This is a genomic window from Bacillus sp. G16 (assembly GCF_021282335.1).
Taxonomy (GTDB): domain Bacteria; phylum Bacillota; class Bacilli; order Bacillales; family Bacillaceae; genus Bacillus; species Bacillus inaquosorum.
In genome coordinates, this window is record NZ_JAJSOZ010000006.1 from 64,802 (window position 1) to 84,263 (window position 19,462).

The 19,462-nt window shown below is 40.8% G+C and carries 20 protein-coding genes and 3 pseudogenes; 9 read left to right on the plus strand and 14 right to left on the minus strand.

Annotated features, from left to right (window positions below):
- The first annotated feature begins 123 nt into the window (after nucleotides 1-123).
- Nucleotides 124-1,560, plus strand: a complete 1,437-nt coding sequence (locus LWH95_RS09040; RefSeq protein ID WP_232919385.1) for a flavin monoamine oxidase family protein — start codon at nucleotides 124-126, stop codon at nucleotides 1,558-1,560.
- A 173-nt stretch (nucleotides 1,561-1,733) separates the two neighbouring features.
- On the opposite strand, the pseudogene adhP reads toward LWH95_RS09040, so the two are convergent.
- Both adhP and xynA read right to left on the minus strand, forming a co-directional pair.
- Nucleotides 1,734-1,907, minus strand: a pseudogene (adhP, locus tag LWH95_RS09045) (alcohol dehydrogenase AdhP); the annotation flags it as partial.
- A 360-nt stretch (nucleotides 1,908-2,267) separates the two neighbouring features.
- On the minus strand, nucleotides 2,268-2,909 hold the full coding sequence (xynA, locus tag LWH95_RS09050) for an endo-1,4-beta-xylanase XynA (protein ID WP_003241809.1): 642 nt from the start codon (nucleotides 2,907-2,909) through the stop codon (nucleotides 2,268-2,270).
- 330 nt (nucleotides 2,910-3,239) lie between these two features.
- Between xynA and LWH95_RS09055 the strand changes: the two are divergent.
- A pseudogene (locus tag LWH95_RS09055) lies at nucleotides 3,240-3,829 on the plus strand (ATP-dependent DNA ligase); the annotation flags it as partial.
- A 53-nt stretch (nucleotides 3,830-3,882) separates the two neighbouring features.
- Here LWH95_RS09055 and LWH95_RS09060 read toward each other — a convergent pair.
- The 8 genes and pseudogenes from LWH95_RS09060 to LWH95_RS09095 form a co-directional block, all read right to left on the minus strand.
- Nucleotides 3,883-4,278 (minus strand): annotated as a pseudogene (locus tag LWH95_RS09060) (hypothetical protein).
- 224 nt (nucleotides 4,279-4,502) lie between these two features.
- Entirely contained in the window at nucleotides 4,503-4,835 is a 333-nt protein-coding gene (gene csaA, locus LWH95_RS09065; protein WP_232919386.1) for a chaperone CsaA, read from the minus strand.
- A gap of 64 nt (nucleotides 4,836-4,899) precedes the next feature.
- Complete coding sequence (locus LWH95_RS09070) at nucleotides 4,900-5,625, minus strand: AraC family transcriptional regulator (RefSeq protein ID WP_232919477.1); 726 nt, start codon at nucleotides 5,623-5,625, stop codon at nucleotides 4,900-4,902.
- Nucleotides 5,626-5,639: 14 nt separating this feature from the next.
- Nucleotides 5,640-6,383, minus strand: a complete 744-nt coding sequence (locus tag LWH95_RS09075; RefSeq protein ID WP_232919387.1) for a GNAT family N-acetyltransferase — start codon at nucleotides 6,381-6,383, stop codon at nucleotides 5,640-5,642.
- 77 nt (nucleotides 6,384-6,460) lie between these two features.
- Nucleotides 6,461-7,036 (minus strand): TetR/AcrR family transcriptional regulator, encoded by a 576-nt coding sequence (locus tag LWH95_RS09080; RefSeq protein ID WP_232919388.1) that lies wholly within the window; start codon nucleotides 7,034-7,036, stop codon nucleotides 6,461-6,463.
- A gap of 4 nt (nucleotides 7,037-7,040) precedes the next feature.
- Nucleotides 7,041-7,742 (minus strand): MBL fold metallo-hydrolase, encoded by a 702-nt coding sequence (locus LWH95_RS09085; RefSeq protein WP_232919389.1) that lies wholly within the window; start codon nucleotides 7,740-7,742, stop codon nucleotides 7,041-7,043.
- A gap of 76 nt (nucleotides 7,743-7,818) precedes the next feature.
- Nucleotides 7,819-8,301 (minus strand): GyrI-like domain-containing protein, encoded by a 483-nt coding sequence (locus LWH95_RS09090; RefSeq protein WP_060398811.1) that lies wholly within the window; start codon nucleotides 8,299-8,301, stop codon nucleotides 7,819-7,821.
- A gap of 53 nt (nucleotides 8,302-8,354) precedes the next feature.
- Nucleotides 8,355-9,293, minus strand: coding sequence for a helix-turn-helix transcriptional regulator (locus LWH95_RS09095; protein ID WP_232919390.1), 939 nt, complete (start codon nucleotides 9,291-9,293; stop codon nucleotides 8,355-8,357).
- 208 nt (nucleotides 9,294-9,501) lie between these two features.
- On the opposite strand from LWH95_RS09095, the gene csk22 reads away from it, so the two are divergent.
- Nucleotides 9,502-10,047, plus strand: a complete 546-nt coding sequence (gene csk22, locus LWH95_RS09100; RefSeq protein ID WP_133487262.1) for a mother cell-specific sporulation protein Csk22 — start codon at nucleotides 9,502-9,504, stop codon at nucleotides 10,045-10,047.
- 25 nt (nucleotides 10,048-10,072) lie between these two features.
- On the opposite strand, the gene czrA is transcribed toward csk22, so the two are convergent.
- Complete coding sequence (gene czrA / locus LWH95_RS09105; RefSeq protein WP_019258638.1) at nucleotides 10,073-10,396, minus strand: Zn(II)-responsive metalloregulatory transcriptional repressor CzrA; 324 nt, start codon at nucleotides 10,394-10,396, stop codon at nucleotides 10,073-10,075.
- A gap of 192 nt (nucleotides 10,397-10,588) precedes the next feature.
- Between czrA and LWH95_RS09110 the strand changes: the two genes are divergently transcribed.
- Nucleotides 10,589-11,266, plus strand: a complete 678-nt coding sequence (locus LWH95_RS09110; RefSeq protein WP_060398814.1) for a lysozyme family protein — start codon at nucleotides 10,589-10,591, stop codon at nucleotides 11,264-11,266.
- Between the two features lie 91 nt (nucleotides 11,267-11,357).
- Here LWH95_RS09110 and LWH95_RS09115 read toward each other — a convergent pair whose 3' ends face one another.
- Nucleotides 11,358-11,894: a DUF420 domain-containing protein gene (locus LWH95_RS09115; protein ID WP_003231280.1), complete on the minus strand. Its 537-nt coding sequence runs from the start codon at nucleotides 11,892-11,894 to the stop codon at nucleotides 11,358-11,360.
- Nucleotides 11,895-12,031: 137 nt separating this feature from the next.
- Nucleotides 12,032-12,814 (minus strand): VLRF1 family aeRF1-type release factor, encoded by a 783-nt coding sequence (locus tag LWH95_RS09120; protein ID WP_232919391.1) that lies wholly within the window; start codon nucleotides 12,812-12,814, stop codon nucleotides 12,032-12,034.
- A gap of 169 nt (nucleotides 12,815-12,983) precedes the next feature.
- On the opposite strand from LWH95_RS09120, the gene LWH95_RS09125 reads away from it, so the two are divergent.
- From LWH95_RS09125 to desR, 5 genes are all read left to right on the plus strand, one after another.
- The gene (locus LWH95_RS09125; RefSeq protein WP_232919392.1) at nucleotides 12,984-13,481 is read left to right on the plus strand and encodes a hypothetical protein; all 498 of its coding nucleotides are present in this window, start codon (nucleotides 12,984-12,986) and stop codon (nucleotides 13,479-13,481) included.
- 64 nt (nucleotides 13,482-13,545) lie between these two features.
- Entirely contained in the window at nucleotides 13,546-14,523 is a 978-nt protein-coding gene (locus LWH95_RS09130) for a S66 family peptidase (RefSeq protein WP_225516875.1), read from the plus strand.
- Between the two features lie 164 nt (nucleotides 14,524-14,687).
- A complete protein-coding gene (gene desE, locus LWH95_RS09135; protein ID WP_232919393.1) occupies nucleotides 14,688-15,746 on the plus strand; it encodes a fatty acid desaturase DesE in 1,059 nt (352 codons plus the stop codon).
- Between the two features lie 119 nt (nucleotides 15,747-15,865).
- Nucleotides 15,866-16,978, plus strand: coding sequence for a two-component sensor histidine kinase DesK (gene desK / locus LWH95_RS09140; RefSeq protein WP_119913921.1), 1,113 nt, complete (start codon nucleotides 15,866-15,868; stop codon nucleotides 16,976-16,978).
- Between the two features lie 18 nt (nucleotides 16,979-16,996).
- Nucleotides 16,997-17,596: a two-component system response regulator DesR gene (desR, locus tag LWH95_RS09145; RefSeq protein WP_232919394.1), complete on the plus strand. Its 600-nt coding sequence runs from the start codon at nucleotides 16,997-16,999 to the stop codon at nucleotides 17,594-17,596.
- 972 nt (nucleotides 17,597-18,568) lie between these two features.
- Here desR and LWH95_RS09150 read toward each other — a convergent pair.
- Nucleotides 18,569-19,432 carry a LysM peptidoglycan-binding and 3D domain-containing protein gene (locus LWH95_RS09150; protein WP_003241667.1) on the minus strand — a complete coding sequence of 288 codons (864 nt, stop codon included), beginning with the start codon at nucleotides 19,430-19,432 and terminating at the stop codon, nucleotides 18,569-18,571.
- Nucleotides 19,433-19,462 lie beyond the last annotated feature (30 nt).

The following is a 19,462-nucleotide window of genomic DNA, read 5'->3' on the forward strand; positions in this document are numbered from 1 at the left end:
TCTTGTAACGAGAATAAATGTCCCTTTTGGCATACAAATTCCAAAAGATATGAACAGATCGTGATAGACGCCCTTTCCATTGAATATAATGCAATAAATTCAAAAAAGAGGTGCCTCCCAAAAGTGAATTCTCTAATGAATGAAGACATGATGAAGATTATTAGAAATGGCCTTAGCGCATCGCATCATCCAAAGCATATTATTGTTGTGGGAGCTGGATTGGCCGGGCTTGTATCAGCATCTTTGCTAAAAAATGCCGGTCACAGAGTGACGATTCTTGAAGCGAGCGGCAGAGCTGGCGGCCGTGTCTGCACTTTGAGATCTCCCTTTAGTGATGGTTTGTACTTGAACGTTGGTCCGATGCGCATACCGAATAACCATTTGCTAACCTTAGAATATATAAAAAAATTCAGTCTACCAACAAATGTATTTATCAACAGAACCCCAATGGACATCATTTATACGAATGGAATCCTAACACGTCTCCATATTTTTGAACGAAATCCTCAAATATTAAGATACCCTGTTGCACCGAACGAACAAGGGAAATCGGCTGAAGAGCTAATGCTTTCTGTATTGCAGCCAATATTAAATTTTATTAATCAAGATCCTGCAAGAAATTGGCAGATTGTTGAAAAACAATACAAGAATGAATCGTTAAGCTCATTCTTAAACACTTTCTTTTCATATGGAGCAATCGATATGATTGGTGTACTTTTGGATATGGAAGCGTATATGGGTATGTCCCTTGTTGAAGCGTTACGGGAATCAATCTTTTTTACATCGCCATCCCACTTCTATGAGATAACAGGCGGCATGGATCGACTTCCTCATGCGTTTCTTCCTCAATTAAAAACAAATATTCTATACCATCAAAAAATGATGAAAATTTCTCAAAATGAGAACAGCGTTACGATCCATTGTCAGAATCAACAAACAGCAGAACATGTAGCGTTCACAGCTGATCTTGCTATTATAACTATCCCTTTTTCAACATTGCGATTTGTAAAAGTCGAACCATACCATTCTTTTTCTTACTATAAACGGAGGGCAATCCGCGAACTAAACTATATAAGCGCAACAAAAATCGGCATAGAGTTTAAAAGCCGATTTTGGGAAAAAGCCGGGCAACGCGGCGGCAAATCAATTACTGATCTTCCGATTCGATTTTCGTATTATCCAAGCACTGGTATTGGAGCAAATGGACATGCTGTTGTTCTGGCGAGTTATACATGGGCAGATGAGGCACTGATGTGGGACAGTCTTTCAGAAGATGAGCGTATTCAGTATACTTTACTCAATTTATCTGAAATATATGGCGATATTGTATGGTCTGAATTTGTGTCAGGCGCCTCTTTTAGCTGGAGTCAGAATCCTTATTCTGCGGGGGCCTTTACAGCTTTCGAACCAGGACAAGAATTAGAGCTTTATCCTTATATCTCTGTCCCTGAGGGAAGAATTCATTTCGCTGGAGAACATGTCTCACTCACTCACGCGTGGATGCAAGGCGCGATCGAATCAGCAATCCGTGCCGCTTATGAAGTCAATCGTTTATCTTAAATCAGGCTGGCGTCTTGTGATAAAGCTGATTGAATCAAGAATCTTGAAGGCAAAAAATAAAATAACGAGGAGGCCTTCAAAGAGCTCTTCATTTTAAAAAGAATGAAGACCAAAGGCTGCCGATAATGAATCGACAGCCTTAATAATCTAGGACTCTCTTATTTTTTTATCTATTACTCAGTAAAATCTATAACCATACGGCCGGTAACTTTGCCTTGTTCCATTTCATCAAATATATCATTAACATCTTGGATTGGACGCTTTGTCACTTTAGGTACAACCTTACCGTCTGTAGCAAATTGGAAAGCTTCCTTCAGGTCTTCTCTAGTACCTACTAAAGAACCTACACTTGAATCTGCAGCTAGAGTATTGAGGCTAAGAGGTGCATTAAATTGTTAGATGAAGAAGGATTATGTGAAGGTGTCTGTTGAGAGCAAGCGCTGACTACAAAAAATTGATAGCATTCTCATTTTATAGGGTAAGTTTTAAAACCTGATGGAGAATGCCCTACCTCCAGCAATGCCAAGGCCGTTCGCCTAGTAGAAAACGACCTTTAACCATTACTAATCATTTACTTTACCCGAGGCATATATTGGGATTCCAACTAAAAGACCGTCGCCTCTTAGTAACTCACAATAACAATGATTATAAAATTTCTCATGGAACGATCAGCAGCCCGTTAGCTACCCCTGATTAAAGATGATCTGTTACCACACTGTTACGTTAGAACTTCCACTACTTTGATATCCCTCTGTCGCTAAGACTTGGTAAGACCAATTACTACCCAGGTTCATTCCATGACTCTTCCATGCGTTAACATGATTGCTGAAAGTGATTGTAGCGTTGCTTCCAGTTGGTCTCTTTGACTGGCGAACACTCCAGTACTGCGTAAAAGTAGTGCTTGGGCCATCAATGGAAGGTGCGTTATAACGTGTAGTTGTATATATGTCATATGTACCCCCATCACTGTTTACAGTACCTTTATACGTTCCAGTAGGTCTATAAGTACCCCATGAATCCACTACATAATATTCTATGAGAGGAGATCTCGTCCAACCATATAAAGTCAAATATCCATTGCCGTTCGGCGCCCAAACTCCGGCATTATAGTTTATTGTCCTAAATGGAGAACCTGTAGTCCAACCTTTACCAACAACGAAATTTCCGGTATTAGACCAATTAACACTGTAATTCCCGCCAGACCCATTGACAGCGTTTACTATTCCGCCCCCATCGGTCCAATTTTGCCAGTAGTCTGTGCTAGCTGCAGAGGCGGTTGCCGAAAACAAGCTAATACTCATTAAAGCTGCCGTTAATCCAACTAAGAATTTCTTTTTAAACTTAAACATATGTTACCTCCCATAATATTTTTTCTGACTTTGACATGAGGTAGCACTCGTATATATTTAAAACATTCTTAATTCTAACGCCAAAGCTTTTGATCGTCCCCTTCAAAATAATACCACGAATTCATAAGTGAATATTAATAATATTTGTAATTTAATTACAAATGCCTAAAAATTTCATTATAAATGGTCTTGCTCCACCATAGCCTTATCCTTTTTTTCATAGAATCACAATTCTTGTTTCTAAATCTGATGGAGTAATATCTGTAATTAATCCGCATTCGAACCATTTCGTATAAAGGAGATATACATTAGAGATTGTGAAGTCGTTGTAGCTGCTCAGGTGGTCTTCCTGATTTTGAAGCTGTTATGGAACGTTTTATGTCCAAAAGATCAGCCCATAAAGTTGTTTACTGTGTATTTGATGTTATCTACAAAGACGGTCAGTCAATTGCAGCTAAGCCGCTCACTGAACGTAAGACAATTCCAACTGACTTGAACTGAATCATCCTAAAGTCTTTGTTATTGAAGGAATTCAAGGAAACGGACTCGCTTACTTCAATCTGGCCAAAGAAAAGAATTTAGAGAGGATCGTAATCAAGAAAGCTGAATCCCCTTATGAAATTAATAAACGTTCAAATAATTGGCTGAAAGTGATCAATTATGATTACACTGAAGTTCTCATAACCGGCTATACCAAAAAGGATATAAAATTCCTTCTGTCTTCCCCTGATGGAACTGCAACTGGGTTTATGGAATTTATGCCACAAGCAGAACGAGGCAAGTTTTATTCTATGAAACAAGTAAAGTCTGAATCTGATGAATATGTATTTATTGAACCTATCTTATGTAAGGTTAAGCACAGATTTAAGACTAAGCGCGGTAAACTCCGCATCCCTTCCTTCGAATCCTGGAGAGTATAATCTCTCCGTTACATAACTCCTTAGTGCAAAACCCTTAAAAGTTGAATGAATATCTAGTACATGGATCGATTAGTTTTCATCCATTCATCGAAGCTATAGGGATAATCGACAGTCTTTATAAACCCTATTTCTGTTGCCTTCTGACGGGTTTTCATACATCCTTCATAGCTGTAAGCCCAAATTTCTTTATAATCACTTAATTCACCGGATTTCCCTGTGATGATGAAATGTCTAAAGCTATTGATTAGCTCCCACATATTACCGCCATGTGAAAACCCATTTGCTCTATAGCCTAATTGGTATGGCTAAACGTCTTCCCCTGTGTAATCATCAACGAAGAACAGCTTTGTTTTAAATCTGAAATAAGCTACACGATCCTTTGACTTACAAAAGAAAATACGTCTATCAATGCTTCCGATAAGCTTTATCAGGTTGTTAATATCATTCATGCGTTTTATTTGCTCTTGATTTGGTAATATAGTTTTTATAACTATTTCACTCACAATTAAAAAGTTACCCTTGCATTCCTTCAGCCGCCATGCTATATTCATATAGCGATGAGCTGAATTGTGTAAGCCGATGTACATGCCCTTTGCGGCACACACGAATGTGGCGTGTGGTGCATCGCCTCAATACGCAAAGACGTTTGCCTTTGGCAAACGTCTTTTTTATGTTATCCGATTTTTGTGCCGTTTGGGACGGATTGTCCCGGCTGCAGCAGGACGACATCGCCCTGGCCGGGAATGCCCCCGAGGACCAAAACTTCCGATTTAAATCCGGCGATCCGGCGCGGCGGAAAGTTGACGACTGCTATGATTTGCTTGTTGATGAGATCTTCCGGCTGATAACGCTTCGTGATTTGCGCGCTCGATTGTTTCATGCCGATTTCTGCTCCAAAATCAATCAAAAGCTTAATGGCCGGGACTCTTGCTTCAGGAAATTCCTTCGCTTTTACAATAGTGCCTGTCCTGATATCCAATTTCTCAAAGTCTTCAATGACTGCCATATCAATAACTCCTTTTTCTCCTATTATAAAAAAGGTGTATGAGGTTTGTTTAACCAAAGGACCATCATTTTTTATCCGAATATAAGGTATTTCGATATAGCCGGGGCGGCATGCCTGTACTTTTCGTGAACCATCTTGTAAATGAAGATAGATTTTGAAAGCCCAGCGCCTCGCTCACGTTAGTAAGGGTTTCCTTTTTCTCTATCAGCATTCGTTTCGCTTCCTCGAGACGAAGATTGGCAATATAGCTCTGCGGAGACTTCCCGGTCTGCTTCTTGAACCAGATTGAATAGTAAGCTGGATGGTAATGCTCGATTTCAGCCAGCTTTTTAATCGTCAGCCGCTCAGATAAATGGCTGTGAATGTAGGCAATTGAGTCGTAGGTATGGGATTGCAGCTTTTCTTTTATGTATTGAACGAGCATATGCAGCGAGCTCGCTGTGCCGGCCTTTGCTTCCTCCGTCAGCAAGTACCTGATCGAAGACCAGAAAGGATCGAGCGCAGCTTCAAGGCCCGATCTTGCATGATACTCATCTATTTTCATTGCATGAAGCGGAACATCCAGTACAAGACATTCATTTCTGCCGATTGAACGGAAACGATGCTCGCACTCCGGCGGAATATATAAAAAATGATCCGGCTTTAATTTCACCTGGTGTCCCTCTGTCTCAAGATCAATACTCCCTTCAAGCGGAAAAAGAAATTGGCTGTACGCGTGCTTATGTGAATGATAAAGGCGTGTATATGTCCGTTTTTCGCAAATAATCTCTTGAAGCGAGTCCATCAGCAAGCCCCTTCCTTTGGTCATTTTTTGATCCGGTAATGGTGTTCCGATATAGGTGAAAATCCGATTTTTTCATATAAAGAAACTGCCGCAAGGTTTTCTTTCAGCACTTGCAGATAGATGTGCTTCGCTCCGTTGCTGATTGCCCATTCAGTCAACACCCTGATTACTTGAGTTCCCGCCCCTTTTCCTCTATGCTCCTTGGCTACAACGATGTTACTGAGTCCGCCATAGCCATCAATGACAGAAGCCGTTCCCACCGCTGTCAGGCTCCCTTGGTCATACATCGTGAAAACGGTTTCACACGGCGGCATTCGTTCGAAAATGTATGCATAACCTCGATGCCGCTCAGGTGAAAATTCTTCCAATTGAATAAAGTTATCAATCCAAACAGAAGACGGTACCTGTTCCCACTTGTATGTAAATCGGCGATTGTCTTCTGTACGGTTCATAATGTCCCGGCACAATGCAGTCATTTGAAAACACTCGTCTGCCTTTTCATAGCCCCTGTCTGCCAATACGTCATCAAGCCCTTTCGGAGATGCATTACTGATATGAAAACAAACAGGCAAGCCTAAGCTTTTATAAAAATGCTCGGCCTCTTGCTGGAATTCTCCTTCAGGCATATCCGCAGAAGTCCATACGCTGTTCGCCCTTTTGGTTACACCAAAGTTGGCTCTGAGAAGCCACTGTCCCATGCTTTTCTGAATATAAGACGGCCATGAAGCTGCCGCTAACTGCTCAATTTTATGAATATCATCCATAGCATAATGTCTCTCCCCTATGTATACTACCATGACATTATACAATATTCAGAAATATAAGACATCCATTTATTAGTTTACATAATATTTTTATTGTTAATGGATAATCCTGACAAAAACGTCCGAATTGAAAATGACAGACTTTCTGAAATATCCTCTTCACGTTCAAATGCTTCTTTTGCGATTAAAGCAGTAAAGCCATGAAGCAAACTTCTGAGCCCCCTTGTCGCATGAATGGCAGTCATTTCGCATGCATATCTATTTTCAATGAGCAGATTCGTCACAAGCTGGACAATTTGGTCTGACACGATTTCCGCCCTTTTGTCCTGAACCTTAAGCAAAGCCGCCTCATAATATCCGGGATTTCCAACTGCAAAATCAACATATGCATGAGCTAAAGAAAGCAGAGCGGCATCTCCCTTTTGTTCGGTTACAGAGGCTGCCATTTGATCAAAAAGCTTTGTCAGCCCGGTGACAGCAAGCTCTGTTCTGATTGCTTGCAGCCCGTTGACATGATTATACAGCGATGGAGGGCGAACATTCATTTTTTTAGACAGTGCGGCAAGCGTGACACTATTCAAGCCTTCCTGATCGGCAATCTCCGCTGCCGCGTCTACAATCATTTTTTGGTTCAATCCTATTCTGGGTGACATGCTATCATCCTTTCTTTGCTTTTTGTATCGCCTGTCGCATCCGCTCTGAGGGTGATCTCAGAAAATTCCCATGTCCGACAGCGAGACAGGAAGGCGCCTTGTCGGCGAGCAATTGTGCGCTTTTGATGGCCTCCTCCTTATTCCATGTGGCGAAGGCAGGAAAAGGAAACGTCCATTTTACCTGGCCTGATACAGCGATTCCTCCGCGTAATTGAAATGCATCTCCTGCTATTATAATGCCGTTTCTTGTATCAAGAAATGACATGCTGCCCGGTGTATGACCCGGTGTTGGAATTGCAAGCAGAGAACCAATTGTTTCACCGCCCGTCAGCAGCTGGTGAGGCTTTGTTTGCACGTGTTTCGGAATACCCCCTTTTATAGGTGTCTGCGGCTCATCATGACGCAAGGATGTATCACCTTGCAGCAGAAAAGAATCCCGTTCTGAGATCATCACCTTTGCATGAGGAAACGCTTGTGTCAATATATCCAGTGATCCGACATGATCCCCATGTGCATGGGTCAATAAAATATGCTGAAGCGGTTTTCCCAGCTGATTTACAGCTTGCATAATTCCTTTATAGCTGCTTGGAATTGCAGCATCAACAAGGGTGACTTCGTTTTCTTCCTCTACTAAATAGCAATTGACCGGAAACAAAACTGGAAAAAAAGTCAGCTGCCAAACCGTTTGATTCTGGGTAACTCTCATCTTTTTATTCCCCCTAACAAAAAACTAATGGTATTAGTTTCATTATAACTAACACCATTAGTTTTTCAAGAGTTTATCAATTTTTTATGGCGACATATATATTAACTTGCGCCCGTTGAGGTACTGCTGCACTTTGATCATACATCTCAAAGTCGCCTGTAAATGTGCGCAGATGACGCTTATCCCAAGTCCAAATTTCCTTCCACGTTTCATACACAATCTCTTCAATAGGGCCGATTCTGGAAGTGAAAACGGCATAAGCGGAAGCCGGCAAATCAATGTTTTCATACGGTTCCGGAAGAGTCCCGCTGTCCTCCTGAAACGCTCCGACTGAAAATGTGTAAAACCCATTCGTCTCCTGTTCGTAATTGGAATATAAGGCGATAATGCTTTGATCTTTTTCAGCCTGTGAGAAAAGAATGCTCATATCCTGCTGCCAGAATTGATCCCATAGGGCCGGGATCCGCCTTTCTTCTGTCATTTCCAATGCGTTGCTTGTCCGCTGTGACAGTCCGGCAAACCGTTTCTGTTTTAAGTGTGTTATATGTGAAAAACTCATATGTTCCCTCCTTTTTACCTAGATTATAAAAAAAGAAACCTGACAGCAGTGTGTCAGGTTTCATATACTTTTTGCATCTGATGAATGGTATCTTTTACTTTATCCCGTATATGAAGGGGTTCCAAAACCTCAATATCCTTCCCGAACTGCAGCAAAAAACCGATCAGCCATTGATCTTCTGGCAAAGAAATCACTGCCCGGCAGTTCTCATCTTCATCACAATGAAGAACCTCAGATCCGAACCATTCACGTATGCGCTGACGTGCTGGCGGCTGAACAAGAATAACCAGTTCAGTTAAACGGTCCTTTTCGTACCAATTCCTATCCCACGGCAAGGTATCCAGCTGAATGTCTTTTCTGATAAAGGAATTTTGTAAAATGGTCATATCTTTTATCCGGTTAAGTTTAAAAAAGCGAAAATCGTTTCTAACCAGACAATAGGCGTATAAATACCAGTGTCCCGCCTTGCAAACCAATGTGTAGGGTTCTGTTTCACGAAGAAGTGTTTCCCCGCTTGCGTTCGTATATGTAAATGATATCGTTGACAATTGATCGATGGCGGCACTGATTTTCTCACGAAGTGCCTTTTGATCCTCAGTATGGCCCCAAGCCGTCATGTCAATAAACCATTTTTCTGTTTGATGCTTAAATGCTTCAGCAGATTGCTCCGGTATGAGGTGCTTAATTTTTTGATAAGCTGTGCTGTGAGAAGCAGGTTCACACATGGAAGAGACACTCTGCAAAGCGGACGCAATCGCAAACAGCTCCTCCTCTTTCAGCCACTCTCTCTCAAGCCGATACGTTTCCATAATGCCAATTCCACCCCCGGCGCCCTGTGAGGTCACAATCGGAATACCAGCTCTATTGATCGTATCAATATCACGGTAAATTGTTCTGACGGATACTTCAAACAGCTCAGCAAGTTCAGCAGCCTGCACTTGTTTTTTGCTGATTAATAACACAACAATCGCTAACAAACGTTCCAGTTTCATTCTGTGCACCTTTTCTTCTTTTCATTTCCAACAAATTCAATCATAACATTTTTATAAAGCTTGGGCATATCTATTATGCGGCCCAAAGACACCTCGCATATGTTATGAAAACAGGGGTTTCCCCTTCTTTTTTATGTTCAGTATTTGATTTCAACTACTATTTCGAACCGGATAAGCATACACTTCTCAACGGAGGGGATTTCACATCATGCATCTTACACTTCAGAGCGTTTATCCTGCCATGATTATTATCTTTTTTCTGTATAAAAAAATTAAAAGGTCCATCGGATATCAGCCGCTGAAACCTCACTGGCTGTTCACCCGTATGATTCTTTTCTCGCTGTTTGCTTTTGGTCTTTCGGTCTTCAGCATCACTCACCCTTTTTTATATGGATCTCTCATTTTGGGCATTCTTGGCGGATGGCTCCTTGTCTTTTTCGCTAAGAAAAACATCTCCTTTGAAAAACGCAGAGGAAAAATCTATTTTCGGACTCATATTTGGGTAGAAATGATTCTCTTAACTTTATTTTTATCAAGATTTCTGTATCGAGTGACAGAGCTTTATCTTACCTCGCCTGATCTCAACAGCCTTGGATCTTACAGTCAGTCAATCGGAACTGATCCTCTGACAATTGGCGTCTTTTTTCTGATAGCCGTTTATTATATCGGGTTTTCTTCTTTTGTCATCAAACTCAGCAGAAACGAACTCGATCAGAACGGACACGATAAAGAAAAAGACATCCTTGCCCGCTAGCAGCGATTAAGCAAGGGTGTCTTTTTTAATCGTGTTGTGTATGATGGATCATTTGCTGAAGAACATCTAAAACGTGTTCATCCTCCGGAGAGTAATAAATAGATGTTCCTTCTCTGCGCGATTTTACAAGCCGGAGATTTTTTAAGAATCTAAGCTGGTGGGAAACTGTGGATTGCAGTAAATTCAGCTTTTCTGCAATTCCGTTTACAGCATGTTCACCCTGGGATAATAAATGGAGAATTCTGATTCTGGTAGGATCAGAAAGCGCTTTGAATGTTTGCGCGACGAGAAACAGCGTCTCCTCGTCCAGATCAGCAGCCGTCCGTTCCGTTTCTCTAAATTCAGTCATATGTATCACCTTTCTTTATTCATAGTTTTATCTTATAACAAATGTCCTTGAGTGCAAACCAGCCTGCTCGTGTTCCAATTTAATCTCATAGTTTAAATTTATGTTTCAAATCAGGTTTTTACTTGGTCTGATATACCGTTCTGTGTCATAATAAAAAGGTCATACTGCTCCAAACATTGAGGGTGAAACACAGTGAAGAAAAAGAGAAAAGGCTGTTTCGCTGCTGCGGGTTTTATGATGATTTTTGTCTTTGTCATCGCCTCTTTTTTATTGGTCTTGCTTTTTTTCAACCGGGATTTAATCAAAAAACTTCCGATCGATACAAAAACGATTGTTTTGGAACGTTTAACCGATTATAAACCGCTGGTGGAAGACGAGCTTGAAAACCAAGGACTCTCTAATTATACATCACTCATACTTGGCATGATGTATCAGGAGTCAAAAGGAAAAGGCAATGATCCCATGCAGTCCTCTGAATCTCTGGGGTTAAAACGCAATGAGATAACAGACCCTCAACTCAGTGTTAAACAAGGCATCAAGCAATTTACCCTCATGTACAAGTCCGGTAAGGAAAAAGGTGTAGATTTGGATACAATAATTCAAAGCTACAACATGGGGGCAGGTTATATTGATTTTGTAGCTGAACATGGAGGAACGCATACTGAGGAATTGGCAAAACAATACTCCGAGCAGCAAGTCAAAAAAAATCCCGAGCTGTATACTTGCGGGGGAAATGCAAATAATTTCCGCTATCCGTATTGCTACGGTGATTACACGTATGCAGAAAAAGTAAAAGAAAAAACAAAAACTGTTGAAGAATCTTTGCAGGTTGCAACACTTGAAACCATGGAATCAAAGGCTCATGAATAGGAGTCTATCAATTTACTGACAGAAGCCCAAAAACTGATTTGGGCTTTTGTCATGTTTACAAGCTCAAAAAAAGCCATACTCAGTATGGCTTTTAATAATACGGTGATATCATCAGATATACAATAACGCCTGTAAGACTTACATACAGCCATAGAGGCATTGTCCATCTGGCAATTTTTTTATGGCGCTCCACCTGCATGCTGAAGCCTCTGATCAGCGTAAACAGCGCAAGCGGCACAATGATTGCAGAAAGGCAGATATGCGTAATTAAAATAAAGAAGTAAATCGGGCGCATAATACCTTCTCCGCCATAAAGCGTATTCTCCGCAATCGAATGATAAGTAACATAGCAAATCAAAAATAGTAATGTTGTTGTGAAAGCGGCTAAAATAAAGCGTTTATGAGCTTTGATATTTTTCTGTTTAATCATAATCAGCGCGGCCAATAAGAAGATAAACGTAAAGCTGTTGAATATCGCATTCAGCATTGGCAAAATGTGAATATTCGCATGGCTGAACTGATCTAATTTAGGCATAAAAAACAGCACTGCGATTAAACCGTTAATCAGAACTGTCAGCGTAAGGACAATCCCCGTATAATTTTTCGGTTTATTTTCTGTTTGATTCATTTGATGACCTCTCCTAATTTGTACTGGCTATCCAAATCGTATGCAAATTCAAAGAAGATGTCAACGTTTTCGATTGCTTCGTCAGAAATTAGACACACTTCAAAGGCCGGCGGCTTTCAGCCCCGGCCCTGTTAGATTTACGCCTCCTTGATCAAATGCTCAACGACCTTATGTTCATTTTCATTCAGCAGGTTCTTTTGGATTTTTGAATGAATCGGTTTATTCATATGCTGATCCAAGATATCGGCCGTTTCTTTATCACCGGCGATGACCATTCGTTCCCATCTTTTTGTGGCAGCTTTTTGATCAAGATTGGCAGCCAGACGCTTATACAGTCTCGTTTGATTCTCCGTTACATGTTCCCTCATTTGGTTCTCTTCAAATGGTGCCGCTTTGTTTACAGAGGAATGGCAATTCTCCCAAGACTCATTGATGATATCATACTCATAATGCTCCACCGCCTCAATTTTACCTAAAACGGTTTCAATAATTTTCACTTCATGCTGCTGAGTTAAAATAAACGCCGTACTTGGGTACGTTTGGCGCAGATCCTTCAGCTGATCCAGAACAGCTGTTTCTTCCCAGTAAAATCTTGTTTCTACAGGGATTTGAAGTTTAATTGGTTCCCATATGCCGCTGTCAGAAACAAAAAATACGAGACTGCGGGGCATGTCTTTTCCCATTTCATTGAGGTATTGGTCAATTTTCGTTCTGATTCCATCCAGACACTTCTCTTCCTCTGGATCACTTGCTGCCAAATACTCTTTCAATCTGCCGAATCCCGACTTTAAGGCAATTTTCCATTCTCCCCCCTGCTGATCTGGATCCCTCATGTCTGTATTGAGATATAGGGAGAGAATTTTATCCGGCGGTTCCAATCGGACATACTGTAATTTCTTAATCAATGAATCAATTGCCATTCCGATTCCTCCTTTTTCACAGGTTAGTTTTCTTTTTCCTCTCTTAAAAACGGTCAAACCTTACTTTGCGCTAAATTCTAGTAATAATGGATTTGTTGTTTACAATGCCCTTCTCATCTAATACAATTGATAACTGTGTTTCTAAGCTGATTTTGAAAGGAGTTTGATCTTGTTTACTGCTGAAGAAAAAAATCGTCAAGAACTTGAAGAAGAACTAAATGATTTAGAATTTCAAATTTACCGCATGCAGGAGAATATGAAGGATCTATCTAAAGATGCCAAAGTGCTTGGTATTGATCAATCGAAACATGATGAGTGGATGATTGTTTCCTCGATTGATGATGGCCAAACATGCAAAATTATGCTTACCGATTGTAAAACGGCTTATAGAGGAAAAGGCTGCTTTTCACTTATAGCGTCTTACAAGGACGATGTCATTCATATCGGCGACATAAAAGGCCCTCCGAATCACGGGTTTGGTTCCATTTGCATGAAATATTTAAAAGATATCGCCAGAGACCACAATATTCCGAAAGTCACCGGCGACATTGCCAAGCGGGACTGGAATCATGTAGACCGGCTGATTCATTTTTATGAAAAACATCAATTCAAAGTATGCGTTGATCATGATACACAATCAGGCAGCATTAAGTGGGTTGATTTGTAAAAAAAGTCTGGAAGAATAAGCCAAGTTGTGCTGTAATGGTGTAAAACCATTGATGGAGGATTCTATGTACGCCTCAAAACTGAAAAAGGGAGACGAAATCCGGATCGTGTCTCCCGCGACCAGCATGTCTATATTATCAAATGAAGCAAAAATTCAAGCAAAAACGGCGTTAGAACGCTTAGGTTATCGGGTGACTATCGCCGAACATGCAAATGAATGTAACGAATTTGATTCCTCTTCTATCGAATCAAGAGTTCATGATCTGCATGAAGCCTTTTTTGATCCAAACGTCAAAGCGATTTTAACGACACTCGGCGGCTTCAATTCAAATCAGCTGCTTCGTTATCTTGATTACGAGAAAATCAAACAGCATCCAAAAATTCTGTGCGGCTATTCCGATATAACGGCTCTTTGCAACGCCATTTATCAAAAAACGGGCCTTGTTACTTATTCAGGTCCCCACTTTTCAACATTCGCAATGAAAAAAGGGCTCGATTATACAAAAGAGTATTTTCTTTCTTGCTGCGCTTCGGACGATCCGTTTGAGATTCACCCTTCAAGCGAGTGGAGCGATGACCGCTGGTTTTTGGATCAAGAAAACAGGCGATTTTATCCTAATAACGGCCCTGTTGTGATCCAAGAGGGTTATGCGGAAGGCACTTTGATTGGCGGAAACCTTTGCACACTTAATTTGCTGCAGGGAACGGAGTATTTTCCTGAAACAGAACATACCATTTTATTGATTGAAGATGATTATATGTCAGACATCCACATGTTTGACCGCGATCTGCAATCACTCATCCATCTTCCCTCCTTCTCAAATGTTAAGGCAATTATGATCGGCAGATTTCAGAAAGCATCAAACGTATCAATAGATCTTGTGAAAGCCATGATTGGAACAAAAAAAGAATTATCCGGCCTCCCAATCATCGCAAATATAAATGCCGGACACACCTCACCAATTGCCACGTTTCCTATAGGGGGAACATGCAGGATTGAAGCTGTTTCTGGTACATCACGAATATGGATCGATAAACATTAATCAGCTTGTAAATTTCTTTTTTACAAGCTTTTTCAGCGTAAACATTTATGCAGACGCACGAGGACATGACAAATGTCATATATGATGCATGATGTGTGCTACTACAAAGGACTTCTCTCATTCGCGTATACTGAACTGAGACACACAATGAGAGGATACTTACTATGACTGAACAAACCATTGCACATAAACAAAAACAGCTTACAAAGCAAGTCGCCGCTTTTGCTAAGCCCGAAACAAAAAACAGCCTGATTCAGCTTTTGAACACGTTTATTCCTTTCTTCGGATTGTGGTTTCTGGCTTATTTTAGCCTCAACGTCTCCTATCTCCTTACGTTAGCATTAACAGTAATTGCCGCAGGATTTTTGACAAGAATTTTTATCATCTTCCATGACTGCTGCCATCAATCATTTTTCAAACAAAAGCGCTATAACCATATTCTCGGTTTTCTGACAGGTGTTCTGACTTTATTCCCGTATCTTCAATGGCAGCACAGCCATTCGATTCATCACGCGACCAGCAGCAATCTGGATAAACGCGGAACAGGTGACATCTGGCTGTTAACGGTAAACGAATATAAAGCCGCACCTAGACGCACAAAACTTGCATACAGACTTTATAGAAATCCGTTTATCATGTTTATTCTCGGACCAATTTATGTTTTTCTGATCACCAACCGTTTTAACAAAAAAGGCGCAAGACGTAAGGAGCGCGTGAACACGCACCTTACAAACCTGGCAATTGTGTCATTGGCTGCAGTTTGCTGCCAGATCTTTGGCTGGCAATCGTTTTTGCTGGTGCAAGGCCCTATCTTTCTGATCTCAGGTTCAATCGGCGTGTGGCTGTTTTATGTACAGCATACATTTGAAGATTCTTATTTTGAAGCAGATGAAAACTGGAGCTACGTTCAGGCCGCTGTGGAAGGCAGTTCATTTTATAAACTCCCTAAACTCCTTCAATGGCTGACAGGCAATATCGGTTACCACCACGTTCACCATTTAAGTCCAAAAGTGCCTAATTATAAGCTTGAAGTTGCTCATGAACATCACGAACCATTAAAAAACGTACCGACAATTACCTTAAAAACAAGCCTGCAATCACTTGCATTCCGCCTTTGGGATGAAGATAAAAAACAATTTGTGTCATTTCGGGATATCAAACATATACCTTTCAGCCTTCCGCCTGATTCAACAGAAAAACAGAAGCTGCGGAAGAACGCCTGACAATTAGGAGGTCTTCTTATACTACAAGAAGGCTTCCTTTTTATTGTTCGGTGGTGCAATCTGGCTTTCACAATGGTAAAGTTACATGTAAGATGAAAAGTTGAAAAAGAGGTTATACCATGATCAAAAAGCATTTTACATTTCAAAAACTAAGCGGGATCACGCCTTATATATGGACGATATTTTTCATCCTGCCCTTCTACTTTATATTTAAATCATCTTCTATGTTTGTTATTATCGTCGGCATCATTTTGACGCTTTTATTTTTTTCGGTATATCGGTTTGCTTTTGTCTCTAAAGGCTGGGCCATTTATTTGTGGGCGTTTTTGTTAATTGGCATTTCAACTGCCTCTATTACGCTGTTCAGTTATATTTATTTTGCTTTTTTTATCGCGTATTTTATTGGAAACATAAAGGACCGCGTTCCCTTTCATATTTTATATTACGTCCATTTAATAAGCGCAGCCGTCGCAGCTAATTTCAGCCTCGTATTAAAAAAGGAATTCTTTCTGACTCAAATTCCTTTCGTCGTTATTACTCTCATCAGCGCGATTTTATTGCCCTTTAGTATAAGAATCCGCAAGGAGCGCGAACGACTGGAAGAAAAACTCGAGGATGCAAATGAACGGATTGCCGAGTTGGTGAAATTAGAAGAGCGGCAGCGAATTGCCCGCGACCTCCACGATACACTTGGGCAAAAGCTTTCTCTTATTGGTTTAAAAAGCGACTTGGCAAGAAAATTGATATACAAAGATCCCGAACAAGCAGCACGTGAACTGAAAAGTGTACAGCAAACAGCGAGAACTTCTTTAAATGAAGTAAGAAAGATCGTATCCTCTATGAAAGGCATCCGGCTTAAGGATGAACTGATCAACATCAAACAAATTCTCGAAGCAGCTGACATTACGTTTATCTATGAAGAAGAGAAATGGCCCGAAAATATCTCATTGCTTAATGAAAATATTTTGAGCATGTGCTTAAAGGAAGCTGTCACAAATGTCGTCAAACATAGTCAGGCTAAAACCTGCCGAGTTGACATTCAGCAGCTATGGAAGGAAGTTGTCATTACAGTGTCTGACGATGGAACATTCCAAGGAGAAGAAAAATTCTATTCAAAAGGTCATGGCTTACTCGGTATGAGAGAACGGCTTGAATTTGCAAACGGGAGCCTTCACATCGATACTAAAAACGGCACCAAGCTTACCATGGCAATCCCTAATAACTCAAAATAAACAAAAAGGATGGCTTACATGATTAGTATATTTATTGCTGAAGATCAGCAAATGCTGCTGGGCGCTTTAGGATCACTTCTAAACTTAGAAGACGATATGGAAGTCGTAGGCAAAGGTACAACCGGTCAAGATGCTGTTGATTTTGTCAACAAACATCAGCCTGATGTATGCATTATGGACATTGAAATGCCTGGAAAAACGGGGCTTGAAGCTGCTGAGGAGTTAAAGGATACAGGCTGCAAAATTATTATCTTAACCACCTTTGCCAGACCCGGCTACTTTCAGAGAGCCATTAAAGCAGGCGTTAAAGGCTATTTGTTAAAAGACAGTCCGAGCGAAGAGCTCGCAAGCGCCATCCGAAGCGTCATGAAGGGAAAACGCATCTATGCACCTGAACTGATGGAGGACATGTACAGCGAAGCTAACCCTCTTACAGATAGAGAAAAAGAAGTGCTTGAACTTGTGGCTGACGGTAAAAACACAAAAGAAATCGCTCAGGAACTCAGCATCAAAAGCGGGACGGTGCGAAATTATATCTCAATGATTCTGGAAAAGCTTGAAGTGAAAAACCGAATTGAAGCCATTACTCGGTCAAAGGAAAAAGGCTGGTTTAAATAAAAAGGATCTTGGCAGATGCCAAGATCCTTTTTGTAACCCCAGCTTTACGTGTTTCAAGGTGTTAGATTCTCTTGCGGATTGTGATCGAGTTTATATTCTGTCAGAAGTATAACAACCACTGGAAATGGAAAAAGTACGGCAAGGATGTACAGAAAATAAATGTGTTCTAAATAGATTTTTGATAAGCCGTATAAAATAATTTGGTCTGATATCGCTATTTTCGCAGCTAAAGCCGCACTTTTTTGTAAGAAACCGATGACAACTGCTGCTAATATCGGCACTTATAAAAACCGTATATCTCTTGAACATAGCTGTATAGCCCCTGTGGCGTATAAAAAAATGGTGCGATGACGACTATCGATACAATCCCAAGAACTGCAACGAAAAGCCGCCCTGTTTTGACGAGACAAGTCCATCTGCATGTTACATATACCGAGTTGTATGTGTCCAGAGTAAACATGCTAATGGTAATAGCTTAATATCGCGGCGAATACATTATGGCAATAAATCGGCAATCGGCGGAGGCTATACACTGTCAGCGTTCTCAATTCAGCCCCATAAATTGATAGGCAAGCACTTCGGGGACGAGTAACTAAAAGCGCCGATGAGTTTAAAGAAACCCTATAAAAGAGCACCCTTTTGTCCTTCAGCTAAATTTTTTCGCTCCTAATGCCTGCTGAACGACCGCTTGGTTAACAGCCCTATAAATTGATTAATAGCCCCACTGCACACCTTCCGAATTGCTGATATCAATTGAATTGAGTTTTTCAGTATAGAAAGCCGTCCGTTGAGCAACTCCGCTCCCAAAGCGGCGAGCTTCCGATATAAGTCCTTCCTCCAATAAAACCTATTTATTACACGTGAAAACATCGGGACCACTTTTCTTTTATCAGCATATGATATAAACATCTCTAAACAGAACGAAAAAAGACACAAGCCAAAAGCTCGCGTCTTTTCTCACAATCTATATGATTAGTTTAAGATTTTTACATTTACAGTTTTGACGCCCCAATTAGATGCATCACTTTTATTTGGTACAAATACGTCGATTTTATTTCCTTTAATAGCGCCGCCAGTGTCTGCTGCTGTTGCTTCACCATAGCCTTCAACATAGACTTTAGAACCTAGTGGAATCACATTAGGATCAACCGCGATGACTTTCGCGTTCGGGTTCTTATTTAAGTCGATGCCTGTTGCCGTAACGCCGGAAATGCCGCCGTCGTTAGCAGTGTAAGCAGTAGCAGTAACTGTTAGTTCTTTTGAAGCTTCTTGATTATTTGTATTTGATTGAACAGCCTTCTCTTCTGTGTTAACAGAAGTTTCTGCCTCAGCCTTTGTTTCTTGTTTAGGTTGCTGTTGTACAGCTTCTTGTTTAGGTTGCTCTTTTTGCACAGCCTCTTGTTTTGGTGCAGTTTGAGGTGCGCTTGTTTGCGCATTCTCAGTAACTGTGTTTGCTGCTGTTGCCTGACCTTTTACTGAAAGTGTAGATCCAGCATAGATCATATCAGAGCTTAGGTTATTCCAAACTTTCAGGTTGTTGACTGTCGTACCGAATTTTTGAGCAATCTTAGAAAGCGTATCTCCCGCTTTAATTGTATATTGCCCAGAAGTGGTTGTTTCTTCTGAAGAAATGGTCAGTTTTTCTCCTGCAAAGATTTTATCAGAAGTTAACTTGTTCCATTCTTTTAGGTCCTTTAGGTTCACTCCGTTTTTCTGAGAGATTCCCCAGAGCGTATCACCCTTTTGCACCGTGATTTCTTTTGCAGAAGCGTGAGCTCCGAATGCAGTTGTTGAAAGTGCAGCAACTGCTACAAAGGACATAATCGTCTTCTTCATAAGTAAATCCTCCCTTGTTAGCTTTTTATT

What these genes read in the sequence shown, in the direction of transcription:
- xynA (WP_003241809.1), bottom strand. Translation starts at nt 2,909, where the DNA reads ATGTTTAAGTTTAAAAAGAAATTCTTAGTTGGATTAACGGCAGCTTTA.
- csaA (WP_232919386.1), bottom strand. Translation starts at nt 4,835, where the DNA reads ATGGCAGTCATTGAAGACTTTGAGAAATTGGATATCAGGACAGGCACT.
- LWH95_RS09075 (WP_232919387.1), bottom strand. Translation starts at nt 6,383, where the DNA reads ATGGATGATATTCATAAAATTGAGCAGTTAGCGGCAGCTTCATGGCCG.
- LWH95_RS09080 (WP_232919388.1), bottom strand. Translation starts at nt 7,036, where the DNA reads ATGTCACCCAGAATAGGATTGAACCAAAAAATGATTGTAGACGCGGCA.
- LWH95_RS09085 (WP_232919389.1), bottom strand. Translation starts at nt 7,742, where the DNA reads ATGAGAGTTACCCAGAATCAAACGGTTTGGCAGCTGACTTTTTTTCCA.
- LWH95_RS09090 (WP_060398811.1), bottom strand. Translation starts at nt 8,301, where the DNA reads ATGAGTTTTTCACATATAACACACTTAAAACAGAAACGGTTTGCCGGA.
- LWH95_RS09095 (WP_232919390.1), bottom strand. Translation starts at nt 9,293, where the DNA reads ATGAAACTGGAACGTTTGTTAGCGATTGTTGTGTTATTAATCAGCAAA.
- csk22 (WP_133487262.1), top strand. Translation starts at nt 9,502, where the DNA reads ATGCATCTTACACTTCAGAGCGTTTATCCTGCCATGATTATTATCTTT.
- czrA (WP_019258638.1), bottom strand. Translation starts at nt 10,396, where the DNA reads ATGACTGAATTTAGAGAAACGGAACGGACGGCTGCTGATCTGGACGAG.
- LWH95_RS09115 (WP_003231280.1), bottom strand. Translation starts at nt 11,894, where the DNA reads ATGAATCAAACAGAAAATAAACCGAAAAATTATACGGGGATTGTCCTT.
- LWH95_RS09120 (WP_232919391.1), bottom strand. Translation starts at nt 12,814, where the DNA reads ATGGCAATTGATTCATTGATTAAGAAATTACAGTATGTCCGATTGGAA.
- LWH95_RS09130 (WP_225516875.1), top strand. Translation starts at nt 13,546, where the DNA reads ATGTACGCCTCAAAACTGAAAAAGGGAGACGAAATCCGGATCGTGTCT.
- desE (WP_232919393.1), top strand. Translation starts at nt 14,688, where the DNA reads ATGACTGAACAAACCATTGCACATAAACAAAAACAGCTTACAAAGCAA.
- desK (WP_119913921.1), top strand. Translation starts at nt 15,866, where the DNA reads ATGATCAAAAAGCATTTTACATTTCAAAAACTAAGCGGGATCACGCCT.
- desR (WP_232919394.1), top strand. Translation starts at nt 16,997, where the DNA reads ATGATTAGTATATTTATTGCTGAAGATCAGCAAATGCTGCTGGGCGCT.
- LWH95_RS09150 (WP_003241667.1), bottom strand. Translation starts at nt 19,432, where the DNA reads ATGAAGAAGACGATTATGTCCTTTGTAGCAGTTGCTGCACTTTCAACA.